This window comes from Thermocladium sp. ECH_B (assembly GCA_001516585.1).
In the GTDB taxonomy this organism is placed as follows: Archaea; Thermoproteota; Thermoprotei; order Thermoproteales; family Thermocladiaceae; genus Thermocladium.
In genome coordinates this window covers 1-11,361 of the sequence record LOBW01000062.1, presented here as the reverse complement: position 1 = coordinate 11,361, position 11,361 = coordinate 1, and the positions used below count along the sequence as shown (strand labels likewise).

The 11,361-nt window shown below is 55.7% G+C and carries 11 protein-coding genes and 2 pseudogenes; 10 read left to right on the top strand and 3 right to left on the bottom strand.

From position 1 onward, the window contains the following. A pseudogene (locus AT710_07570) lies at window positions 1–397 on the bottom strand. Window positions 398–896: 499 nt separating this feature from the next. On the opposite strand from AT710_07570, the gene AT710_07565 reads away from it, so the two are divergent. The 10 genes from AT710_07565 to AT710_07520 all read left to right on the top strand — a co-directional run bounded on the left by AT710_07565 (window position 897) and on the right by AT710_07520 (window position 9,551). Next, window positions 897–1,208 (top strand): hypothetical protein, encoded by a 312-nt coding sequence (locus AT710_07565; protein ID KUO91093.1) that lies wholly within the window; start codon window positions 897–899, stop codon window positions 1,206–1,208. A 213-nt stretch (window positions 1,209–1,421) separates the two neighbouring features. Continuing rightward, the gene (locus tag AT710_07560) at window positions 1,422–2,864 is read left to right on the top strand and encodes a cobalamin biosynthesis protein CobQ (protein ID KUO91092.1); all 1,443 of its coding nucleotides are present in this window, start codon (window positions 1,422–1,424) and stop codon (window positions 2,862–2,864) included. 116 nt (window positions 2,865–2,980) lie between these two features. Further along, a complete protein-coding gene (locus tag AT710_07555) occupies window positions 2,981–3,853 on the top strand; it encodes a hypothetical protein (protein ID KUO91091.1) in 873 nt (290 codons plus the stop codon). Between the two features lie 12 nt (window positions 3,854–3,865). Continuing rightward, window positions 3,866–4,066 carry a hypothetical protein gene (locus AT710_07550; GenBank protein KUO91090.1) on the top strand — a complete coding sequence of 67 codons (201 nt, stop codon included), beginning with the start codon at window positions 3,866–3,868 and terminating at the stop codon, window positions 4,064–4,066. Further along, window positions 4,059–4,781 carry a hypothetical protein gene (locus AT710_07545; protein ID KUO91089.1) on the top strand — a complete coding sequence of 241 codons (723 nt, stop codon included), beginning with the start codon at window positions 4,059–4,061 and terminating at the stop codon, window positions 4,779–4,781. The genes AT710_07550 and AT710_07545 overlap by 8 nt, the downstream gene beginning before the upstream one ends. Beyond that, window positions 4,771–5,028 (top strand): hypothetical protein, encoded by a 258-nt coding sequence (locus AT710_07540; protein KUO91088.1) that lies wholly within the window; start codon window positions 4,771–4,773, stop codon window positions 5,026–5,028. The genes AT710_07545 and AT710_07540 overlap by 11 nt, the downstream gene beginning before the upstream one ends. Window positions 5,029–5,030: 2 nt before the next feature. Then, entirely contained in the window at window positions 5,031–6,530 is a 1,500-nt protein-coding gene (locus tag AT710_07535; GenBank protein ID KUO91087.1) for a hypothetical protein, read from the top strand. Between the two features lie 194 nt (window positions 6,531–6,724). Next, window positions 6,725–7,363: a hypothetical protein gene (locus tag AT710_07530; GenBank protein ID KUO91086.1), complete on the top strand. Its 639-nt coding sequence runs from the start codon at window positions 6,725–6,727 to the stop codon at window positions 7,361–7,363. Beyond that, the gene (locus AT710_07525; protein KUO91085.1) at window positions 7,354–8,307 is read left to right on the top strand and encodes an ATPase; all 954 of its coding nucleotides are present in this window, start codon (window positions 7,354–7,356) and stop codon (window positions 8,305–8,307) included. Before AT710_07530 ends, AT710_07525 begins: the two co-directional genes overlap by 10 nt. Further along, on the top strand, window positions 8,304–9,551 hold the full coding sequence (locus AT710_07520) for a hypothetical protein (GenBank protein ID KUO91084.1): 1,248 nt from the start codon (window positions 8,304–8,306) through the stop codon (window positions 9,549–9,551). The genes AT710_07525 and AT710_07520 overlap by 4 nt, the downstream gene beginning before the upstream one ends. A 36-nt stretch (window positions 9,552–9,587) precedes the next feature. Here the strand turns inward: AT710_07520 and AT710_07515 are convergent, their stop codons facing one another. After that, on the bottom strand, window positions 9,588–11,051 hold the full coding sequence (locus AT710_07515) for a hypothetical protein (protein ID KUO91083.1): 1,464 nt from the start codon (window positions 11,049–11,051) through the stop codon (window positions 9,588–9,590). Between the two features lie 25 nt (window positions 11,052–11,076). Further along, window positions 11,077–11,361: pseudogene (locus AT710_07510) on the bottom strand.

The window sequence follows — 11,361 nt, the reverse complement described above, 5'->3', positions numbered from 1 at the left end:
CTTCCCATCTCTTGAAGTTCTCTTCCCATTTCTTGTCGTTCTCTATCCATCTTTTCTCGTTCATTTCCCATTTCTTGTCGTTTTCTTCCCATCTCTTGAAGTTCTCTTCCCATTTCTTGTCGTTCTCTATCCATCTTTTCTCGTTCATTTCCCATTTCTTGTCGTTTTCTTCCCATCTTTTCTCGTTCATTTCCCATTTCTTGTCGTTTTCTTCCCATTTCTTGTCGTTGTCCTCCAGCCTCTTCTCCTCCACATCCACTAATTTATTGAAATCCTCCCTGAGTCTCTTCAGCTCGTTGAGGATGGAATCAAGCCCCAGCAATCCTGCTACTGCCATCCTAAAGGTCTCATCCTCCCTAAGCAGCTTTATGAATTCATCCCTGAGAGAGGCAGACACAATATATCGCCTTTAATTATATATTTAAATCTTCCCCGACGTCGTTGCCGTGGCCTTGATAAAACTAACGACAAACCTCGCACTTTAGGGCGAGGAGGAGGTCAGTAAGCCATGGATTTAATATGGAGGGTTGCAATGGGAGCCCATGAAATCAAATGGTTTCTCCATTAGAAATCTTTCCACAATTTTCGCGGATGCCCGACCCCTTCCCCGCCTTGAGGGCTCCCGAGGGATTACCTTATGGGCGCCGCTCGATTATGGCTCACAATGAAGGAGAGCGGTTTCTTAGCCGAAATTAACGTTAATCTTCCGGAGGACGTTCAGTGTCCCGCTCAGGTCGGGGATGCCCCAAGGGGCAACGAGCCGCCACCTCTGAGTCTTAGACTTTTTTACCGGAGACGTCCATTAGGGCAGGGGTAGTTTGCGGTTTTCTCCATCGTTAAGTTCATCGATTGTGGGTCGCAATATTTATATATGCGTTACCAATTATTGGACACGCATGCAAAGAAACAAAATCGTATCGGCAATGCGACTCCTCAATACAATACAGCAATTCAGTTTGAGAACTGGGAGGGATCCATATACCCGTGAGCTTCTTGCCTTGTTGGGGTCGTGGGGGTATGGGGAGGGCGTTCTCCGCTTCGTGGAGGAGATGGGGCTCGTGGAGAGGTATAGGGGTAATTGCAGCGCAGGCACTAGGAGGAAGTGCCTCTTCAATAGGTTGACGGAGAAGGGGTTGGAATACATGACTCACGCGGGGGTAATGATGAATCTATTGGCTCCAAGGAATCGGGAAGCATTGCCCCACTAACCGGAAGCGCATTTACCCGTGGCATGGCTCTCTGGAGGCCCATCTTTTCCCAACCCCATTAGGGAGGGGCAGTTTACGATAGTGGATGTATGATGCCTCCTTGGGGTTAGTCATTAATCCATATAGCTTGCCGCCGATCCCGACCCGAGGGGGCGAGGTCTTCGATCTTATGTAGGCGGTGAGCATTTATTTCCACGGTTTGCTCCCTTTCCCGTGTATATACTCTCGACCTCCTCCAACAGCGGGAAAACGGTGATAGTTACGGCGATCGTTCATGCCCTATCCAAGAGGGCTAGGGTATCCCCCTTCAAGGCCCAGAACATGTCCCTCAATAGTTACCCTGCGGTGGATGGTGGGGAGGTCGCGGTGGCTCAAGCGATGCAGGCCTACGCGGCTGGGGTGGAGCCCGTGACCGCCATGAATCCCATACTGCTGAAGCCGCTTAGCGATGATAGGAGCGAGGTAATAGTTAGGGGCCGCCCCTTTTCCATTAATGGCTTCAGGGAGTACTCCTCCTCAATCCTGGATAAGTGGCGCATAGTGAGGGAGGCAATTGATGAGTTGAGGAGTGGGTTCGATCTAATTGTTGGGGAGGGGGCGGGGTCCGCCTTTGAGCCTAATATAAGGGACGTAACTAACTTCAGGGCGGCTGAGTACTTGGGCGGGGACGTGTATGTGGTGCTGGACATAGATAGGGGCGGCGCATTTACCTCGGCCCTGGGCCTCATGGAGTCCATACCGCCGCGTTGGCGAAGGCTCGTGAAGGGCTTCATCATAAATAGGTTCAGGGGGGATGAGTCCCTCCTCGAGGGCGCCGTTAAGTGGTTAATGGAGAGGACGGGCAAGAGGGTGGTGGGGGTCATTCCCTGGATGGATATGAGTCGCCTCTGGCCTGAGGACTCGGAGTCAATGATGGGCTTCGGGTCGGGGCCCCTCGACGTGGCGGTGATCGCTTATCCATGGATATCCAACTTCAATGAGTTTCAAGCATTAACGCTGGAGCCGGATGTAAGCGTTAGATTCGTGAGGAGCGGGGCATTGGGTGAACCTGATCTAGTTGTGCTTCCCGGGTCGAGGAATGTGCCTGCATCGCTTGAGTGGTTGAGGAGGACCGGACTCGAGTCGAGGCTGCGGCGACTCATTGGTTCCACCCCTATTCTGGGCGTCTGCGGCGGTTTTCAATTGATGGCGAGCAAGATAAGTGACCCCCATGGAGTGGAGGGGGGCTCCCCGGGTCACTATAGGGGCCTGGGGCTGGGCGACTTCGAGGTGGCGTATGGATTGGATAAGGTGGTGAGCAGAAGCGTTGCTCGACTTCTTCATCCAGAGGAATTGGTATTCACTGGGTACGAGATACATAGGGGCCATGTGACTTACGGCTCCTCGTCCCCCGCCTCGATAATACTGGAGAGGAATGGCGTGTCGGCGATGGTCATGGATGGGATTTGGGACGAGGAGCTTGGAGTAATGGGCACGCACCTGCATGGGGCGCTGGGGGACCCGGGGTTTAGGGAGTTGATCCTCAATGAGGCGAGGAGGCGCCGGGGGCTCCCGTCCCGTCGATCCCAGGGGGGATTAATCGATGCCTTGCTGGCGGGCGTGAAGACAATAAGTGAGGCCGTGTGGAGTCGCCTAGATATTCCCCATCCAACATGATGAAAGCGGCGAGAAGCCTCATTGGGCTGGAATGATCGGCGCCTCATGGGTTCGCCGTTTGTCCGGAGCTGGTTCTTTGGCCAATGCTTAAAATTATGGATTCCCCGCTTTGTTTTATGGATTTGCTCGGCTTGATTTTCGTGGCCGTCTTCCTCGCTTCTTTGGGGATTGGCAGGGCGATTCCACGCCTCTCCTCGGCGTTTGGCAGGGCGATGTTGCCCATAGTGATCGTCCTGGTCTTCACGATAAGCATGTGGGGTGGAAATACCGTTAAGACCATTCAAAGCATTGGCTTCCTCCTCTACTCATCCCTGGCCTACGCCTTCTCCACAATGTTCCTGGGCTACGCGTTGGGCCTATTCCTCGATGGCGGAGGCGGCCCAAGGAGCGGAGCTAGGCGGGGAGGCCCATCTGGGTTAAGCATAATTTTCCCCCTGGATCTGGTCGCGGGATGGGCCGTGGGGCTATTGGTGGAGTTGCCGCGCCCCGCCCTGCTGATAACGGGGGAGCTCTATGTGTTGGCCGGCGTGGTTGGGTTGAGCCTGGGCAATGAGTTGGGGAGGGGGGTCTTGGCGGCGGGGCTTAATGGGGTTAAGGCAGTGGCCTACGCGGCGATCGGCTCGGTTCTGGCGGGCCTCCTCCTGTCCCCGCTTCTGCGCGTCTCCCTTAAGGTGTCCCTCGCCATTGCGCTTGGCTTTGGGTGGTATACCTTTGATGGTCCAACCGTGGCCGCGTATGCCGGTCCTTACCTGGGCGTCCTGGCCTTCCTGGCCAACTTCTTTCGGGAACAATTGACCTTCATCTTGGTGCCCTTCCTCTCGGGGAGCCCAGCCGCGCTCATAAGCATGGGGGGCGCCACCACGATGGATGACACGCTTCCCCTATACGCATCGATACTGGGGAGGCAGCACTCCATCACGGCCATGGTTAATGGCTTGCTCCTCACCCTCCTGGTGCCCGTTATTGTCCCCTTAATTCTATCCCTATGATGAGCCGGGGGCTTGGGCGAGCCGCCTCAAGGCGGGGTCAGCAACCTAATTATCCCCTCGCCCGCATCATCCACGTATGGTTGGGTTTTTGCCGGTTTGAGGATCATTGGGCAAAACGCAATAAATATATCCCCCTCAACTCGATTCGCTCCCATGGTTATGCCCCTCCGCGGTTATTGCTTAAATGGGTCCAGGGTGGAGAGAAGTGGCTAATGATGTCGGTTTATCCCTGCTGGTCATAGGGATCGGCTTGGTCATCATAGCCACGCTAGCCTTTGGTTCCATCGCCATCCTGGTTCTGGGGATTTCCATAGCTGCGTCCGGCCTAGTTGCAACGTGGGGAACCGGCGATAGCGACTTGTTGATGAGGCTCTCCCAATCATCTTGGATCGATATATCCATGCTGCTCGAGGGGCTGGGGATAGCGTCTCAAGCCATATACTTGCCCAGCAGGTACACCGAGGCGGGGGAGCCCGTTGCATTGATTCCCATGAGCGGAGCGAGGGGTCGCTTGCCTAAGCTGCCCCGCGGCATAACGGTTAGGTACGGGGATAGGCCCCAGGACTCTGGACTGGTATTGATTACCCTGGGCACCGCCGCCGTCAAGTCGTGTAGGGATCGAGGCGCATTGAAGGAGGACCCGGAATCCGCCCTACAGGATTGCCTAATTAGCTTTCTGTCCTTAGTTAAGTCCGCCCGCCTCTCCATGGGCGTTGGAACCATTAATTTATCGTTGACTCCCCTTCGGGATTTTCAACCCTACGAGGAGAACTCCGCGGTCGCCGCCGTGCTGGGCTCCCCCCTCGCATCCATTTCCGCCGCGATCTTGGCGGAGGCCCTTGACCGCCCCCTCGCAATTGCCGGGGAAAGCATCAGGGGCAGGGATAGGCTCATCACGTTGAGGGAGGTGGAGATCGATGTGGCTTAGGGATGCATTAATCATTCAATTATTATCTTACGGATTCGCGTACGCCATGTTTGCCCACCTAGGCGTAAACGACCTGGGCATATACGTTGTGTCGTTCACGTTGATATACATAACCACGATGCTCCTCGCGGAGCCGCTGCCGCCACGCCTTGCTCGCATTAATTTGATAATCACCGCGATACTATTATCCATATCCGCGCTATTCATAGCTAGGCGCATAATCGTGTTAATGGGGGGAGGCGCATAGCGATGCGGAGCATATACATGGCCGCGGCTCTCCTGCTAGCCATGCTGATCGCGATGTACTTGCCCCATTTATTCGGGGGCGAAGGCACCAATGCAATTAATCCAGTTCTCATCAACTCATCGTTCTTATCCCCCTCGCTCCTATCATCATCGGCCGCCGGACTCAATGGACTCAATGTTCCCCTCGCCCTGCAATTCGTGGGGGGCCTCAATAAGTCGCTAACCGGATTACGGAACTTGAGGACTGAGCTGGACAATTTAAATGAGACCCTTGCCCTGATTCGATCGTACTACAGCAATGCGTTGAGCATGGAGACCATCAATTACAGCGAGGCCAGGCTCTGGGCGAGNCGGGGCCTGGATTTAGTTCCAACGGCTTATGGGACATGGCTCAATGCCTCCCGCGAATTGGCGAAGTACGACCCATCCCTCAGCAATGTGATTAATGCAATTAACGAGAGTTTATCGCAGCAGCTAAGCGCAGTGAATCAAACATTGATGGAAATATTGAGAAATAAGCCCGCCTCGATAGCCCCCTACTCCCCCTCCCTGCTCCAAGTGAATGCCCCGCGGCTAGTTAAGTGGGGCGACCCAATCGTGATTAATGGATCGTTGAGCGGACCACCCCATAGGCCGCTCACGATAATCATCGGGAACACGACGATGGGAATCGCGACGGGCGCGAATGGATCGTTCAGTTCGGTTATTAGCACCGATTCCCTGGCGCCCGGCAACTACTCCCTCCTCCTCTATGCCCCGCCATACATGGGCAACGCCCCAACCAGCGCCGAGGTGAATGTAACCGTAGTCGGGGAACCCGTGCACCTAGCGATAAGCGCCGGAACCGCGGTGGCGGGCTCCACGCTGAGCATAAGGGGAACCATAACCCCCTGGATCCCCGGCAACTCCACGCTGTTGGTGTCAATTGATGGGATCAATGAAACGATGACCATCAACTCCCCCACAATAGATGCGGCGATTCCAATCCCAGTAACCGTGGGAACCGGGCGCCACGTCCTCACCGTCACATTATTGCCGCGGCTACCCATGGCGAGCGCCTCCAGCAGCGTCGTCATAACCATCCTTAACCCGCTTCAATTATCGCTTCCGCCAATTATAACCGCGGGAGTCGCTGCCCTAGCGCTTCTGGGATCGAGGAGGAGGCCGGCCACGGGCGGCGGGGGAGCGGGGGCGAGCGAGGTCGAGGCCCGCATATTATCGGCTACAATGGGGAGAACCCTGGGGGAGGGGGCCCGCCAAGTCGTTCACGCATTGGCCGAGGCCATATATGCGGTGGGCAATGAGGTCGGCCACAAATTAATGCCCAACCAAACGCTGAGGGAGTACTTCGCTCAAGTGGGTCCCAAGATGGATCCGGATAGGAGGGATGCCCTGTGGAGGCTGATCACGTTAACGGAGCCAGTGCTCTACTTCACGCATGAGCCTCGGGAGGAGGAGTTGATCGAGGCGAGGGAATTGCTGCGGAGGGTGATCCACAGTTGAGGCTCCTCCTTGTCTTCACGGCAGCGATCACCATCATGGCGGTGATGTCTGGTCTACTGCTCGCCCCATCCAGCACGCCTTATGGCCCCCATAACCCATCCTGGAACGGCTACTCGACGGCATCATCGATGTGCCTGAAACCCGTGTACTCCTTGCCGAGCGGGGGAGTGAATACCTTATTCGTTATTCCGGCGATGGGCGTATCGAGGGCTGAGGCAACGTACCTAGCCGGATTCGTCAAGGGAGGCGGTAGACTGGTCATATTGAGCAACGGTTACCCGGCCAGCAATGAGTTGCTGTCATACATGGGCATAAACGCGAGCTTCACAAATGCCACGATCATTGACCCGGCGTTCAACGCCATGAATCAATACCTCCCCATCGCCGTTATGCTCAATAATCCGGTGATCGCCGCGAACGCCTCATTCATTGCATTGAATAACGCGACGGCGCTCAGGATCAACTCCAGCTTCATACCCATGGCAGTGACAAGCCCATCCAGCAATTCAAGCCTTGGCCCCGGCCCGCTTCCCGTCGCCGCCGGGCTTCCATATGGGAAAGGATACGTAATATTGATATCTAGTCCGGCGATCTTCATGAACTCCATGATAGGCGAGTACGGCAATGCGAGGCTCCTCAAGTCCCTATGCATCGGATCCACCGCCTTCCTCGCCGCCAACTTGCCGAGCCGCTCGCCGCCCCACCTAGTTAGGGTAGCGGTTTACGGCCTCTGGAGCCTCCTATCCGCGTTCCCCATCAATTACTTGGCGTCGCTTGCCCCATTGATCATTGCGATACTGTTAAATTGGGTTAAATCCAACCGATCCACGTGAAGAATTGGAGCAACGATATCAATGCCGTTTGGGGATCCATATCCAAGGTATTTCTGGGCGGCGACGAATTGATACAGAGCCTCCTCGCGACGTTTCTGGCCGGCGGACATGCCTTGCTGATCGGGCCCGTTGGGTCCGGCAAGACTACCCTAGCCAAGGCGCTTGCCCATGCAGTGGGCGGCACATATAAGAGGGTGCAGGTGACCAACGAGACGCTTCCCTCCGACATAATTGGGTTCTCCGTGTATTTGAGGGACGGCGACACTCGAGTGGTGAAGGGCCCCATATTCAGCAACATAGTTTTGCTGGACGAGTTGAATAGGGCCCCTCCTCGAACGCTCTCCGCGCTGCTCGAGGCAATGCAGGAGAGGCAGGTAACGATTGATGGGGCCCCCCTCCAGCTCCCGGATCCACACATAGTCGTTGCCACAATGAATGTGGCTGAGGTCGAGTTGGGCTTCACTTCCCAATTGCCCGTGGCCGTGCTGGATAGATTCACGTCCAGCATTAGGGTTAATTACGTTGCCGAGGAAACGGAGAGACTGGTGTTGAGGAGCATCGATGAGATAGATAATGAGTTGGCCAAGCCCAATCCCGCGATCAGGATCGAGGACTCGGGGAAATTAATTGAGGCAGTTAAGGGGGTCTACGTCAGCGATGACTTGGTCAGGTACATTTTCGATATAGTTAGGCTTCTGCGTGGCGATGCTCGCCTAATGATTAAGCTGAGCACCAGGGCGCCCATAAGCATCTATAAATTGGCCAGGGCATTCGCATTCCTGGGGGGGAGGAATTACGCGATACCGGACGACGTTAAGGCAGCGGCGCGGCTGGCGTTGCCCCATAGATTGATCATTAGGCCCGAGTATGGGGAGGCCGTGGATCCAATCAATATGGTGGAGGATGCCCTAAATCAAGTTAAGGTTCCGGTGCTGGTTCAGTGAATTCGACGCGCCTCCTCGCGTTGATTCGGAAGGTTTTGCCGGCCATCTATATAGCCCTAAATATCGGGCACCCCATTGCCTACGCCTACTCGGCCGCATTAATAGTCCTCGAGCTGCTTTCCTGGAGGGGAAGGGACGCCGCGCTGGCCATGCTTCACATGGGCGCGTTGATCCTCTCCCCCTGGCCCATAAACCTGGCCCTCTCCATAATTCTCGTGCCGGTGCTCGACGCATCGATTAAGTCATGCAGTTTAGGCCCATGGTGGACCTACGCCGCTCCATTAATGGCCTCATCAATATTATCCCTGGCCCTCCTGGGCCCCGGCCCAGCCCTCTCCCTCCTCGTCATCATCATCTACGTCACGGCCACGGCATTCCTGACCTGGGCCAGATTCATGACGCTCCACATAACCCTCAGTACCCCCGGGGAAGTAAGGGCGGTGGCCGGCGAGTGGAGGAGTTACTCATTATCATTATCCTCAGTCCCCAAGTCATCGCTGCGCGTCCTCATTGAGCCGCCTCCGGAGATCAGGCTGGAGAGAAACACTGCCTCGCTTGGGGGTGACACGATTAGGGCGAGGCTCCTCTACTCCCTGGGCGGCGTCAAGACGCCCCTCATTAGGCTAAGGCTCATCGACGAGAGGCGATTGATAAGCGCGGCGAGGATCGTTAGGCACCCGCCGATAATCGTCAAGTCGAGGACGCAGCAAGCAATTGAGTGGGGGCGGGAATTATTGTCCACGGCATCGGCCGGAGGCGCTGGGGACATCATGGAGGTGAGGGAATTCGTTCCGGGCGACCCGGTTAGGAGGATTCACTGGAAGAAGAGCCTTAAGCTGGATAAGTACGTGATCAAGCTCATGGAGAGCGAGTCGAGCTTCACGCTGGCGGTGCTGGCGTACGCATCAAGCGAGGTGATTGCGGATAAGCTGGGCGCCGCCGCTGCCCTACTGTTGGCGCATGCATTGAAGAGGGGAGGCGCGGAGCTCGTCATAATCGATAGGAACTTGGCAGTCAAGCGATTAATTGATCCGAGTTATGAGGAGGCGGTGAATGAGGTGATGAAGTCGATAAGCGTCCTCGGCGTGAGGACCATGAATTGGATCGATAATGCCGGCGTCCTGAGGAGATTGCTTCCTCGGCGTCCCCCCATTGAGAATGGATCCAGGGTGGTGCTGATTGGGGAGGATGTATGGGTCAGGGCAATGTGCTCGAGCAATTATAAATGCATAAAGATACGCTAATGCTTGACCCCCTCCCCATCCTTAAGGGCGAGCCCCTCAATCTTTTGTGAACCACGAAATTGCTCGCCTCAGCATGGGCGGAACTTGGTTCACGGCGCTTCTGGGAAGGGGTTTCACCAATAGTAGAAGCAATATGAGGGCTGCCCCGGCGATCAATTGGGGAAGGGGCCAATCAAGGTACTTAACGTAGATAATTGCGCCAATCATGGGGAGCAGCGTCGATGTGGCGAGCGTGAACCACATGCGGGGGCTCCACGGCCTATTGTTCAGCCAATAAAGGATGGCGGTGGCCAGGAACCCAACGTATGAGGCAAAGACGGCGGCGTAAAGATCCATGCCCCTCGCCATTATGAATAAGGCGATGGAAATCGATACCCCGACGGCGGCACGCTGAACTGCGCTCCACCCCCTCCCCATAACCCAGTAATACGTCATGTACACGACGTCTAGGGCGGTTAGGGGGGATAGGCCGAAGAGGAGGGCGGCGTATGGGATGGCGGCGGCATAATCGCCATTGAGGACGTGGATCATGGGAAGCAGCGGAAGCGCGGCTATGGCGGCAATGGATAGGAGCCCGGCCACCGCGATGGCGGCCATGGAGTACTCCATGGCGATTCCGCCTACATCTCCGTCCAGCGCCTTCGAGTGGGCTGCCGTGGATCCGAAGACATTGCCCACCGCTTGGCTGAAGTAAACCACGGCCCCAACCATTACCGTGGATATGCCGAAGAGGGCCGAGTATTGGGGCCCTAGATACACATACACGAGATAGCTCAATACGTTGGATCCAATCCCATTTAGGTAAGTAGCTAGCCAGAACTGGAAGCCGCTGTTCAGGAACCGCCTTATTCCACGCCTCAACACGATTAATCCCAACTTGATGCCCGGAATCAGCCTCACATTATACGAAAAATAGGACAGCGTCGTCGCCGCATTAAATAGCGAGGCAATGGCTATTGCATACACATTGTGCATGATTATTATCAATGCGATTTCCGATAACCTATAGGCGAGGCTCTCCAGCGTCAATCCCTTTCCCTGCGTCGCGGTTCTCCGGGTCAACCACAAGTAGAACCCCATTGAGTTGGCGATAGCGTTTAATAGGTTTGAGGATATAAGTATATACAAGATCGGCATAAGCGAATCCGGTATCTTCTGTGCCTCCAGGAGGGGTATGGCCGCCAACAATGCGATGCCGTTTGCCATCGCTATGGCGAGCGAGAGGGCGGTCATGGCTGAGTAGTATGGGGTGATATCGAGGCCCTTGGCGTGCGACTCTGCCCCCTCCCTCGCTATGGCATTATCGATGCCAAGCGATGGGAAGAATAGCCCCACTATGCCCGTGAAGGCAAAGATGGCATTATAGTACCCGTATTGGATGATTGGCACGAACCTGGTTAGCACGATCACGTAGATCACGGCGAAGCCATAATTCACCAGCGTGTTGGCGTAGTTAAAGAGTATCCCCATCATTGCCGTCTCGTTAGGCTTCGCCCTCATTCGATCCACAATCGAATGAACCCTTTTAAAGCATTAATGATTGCCAATGAACTACCCAGCCCTCACGTGGCTTCCCGCTTCCTTGCCTGTAGCGTCTGGCCACGGGTGGAGGACGGATCACGGGCACTACGGGCCGTTCCCTCCCCGATCTCTTGAGCGCGTTCGGGAAAGGGTTGTGGTCGCGGTCTGCGACCCAGTAGTTGGCAGGGGAATGGTCCGCCGAGGTTGAGTCCTCCTTCGCGTGTCCGCACGTGGCACAGGCCTTGGAGGCATATGAGGGTTCGACGAGGACCAGATCTTTGCCGTACTT

Coding starts and splice junctions, on each gene's coding strand:
- AT710_07540 (KUO91088.1), top strand. CDS start 4,771: ATGTGGCTTAGGGATGCATTAATCATTCAATTATTATCTTACGGATTC.
- AT710_07515 (KUO91083.1), bottom strand. CDS start 11,051: ATGAGGGCGAAGCCTAACGAGACGGCAATGATGGGGATACTCTTTAAC.
- AT710_07530 (KUO91086.1), top strand. CDS start 6,725: ATGGGCGTATCGAGGGCTGAGGCAACGTACCTAGCCGGATTCGTCAAG.
- AT710_07565 (KUO91093.1), top strand. CDS start 897: ATGCAAAGAAACAAAATCGTATCGGCAATGCGACTCCTCAATACAATA.
- AT710_07555 (KUO91091.1), top strand. CDS start 2,981: ATGGATTTGCTCGGCTTGATTTTCGTGGCCGTCTTCCTCGCTTCTTTG.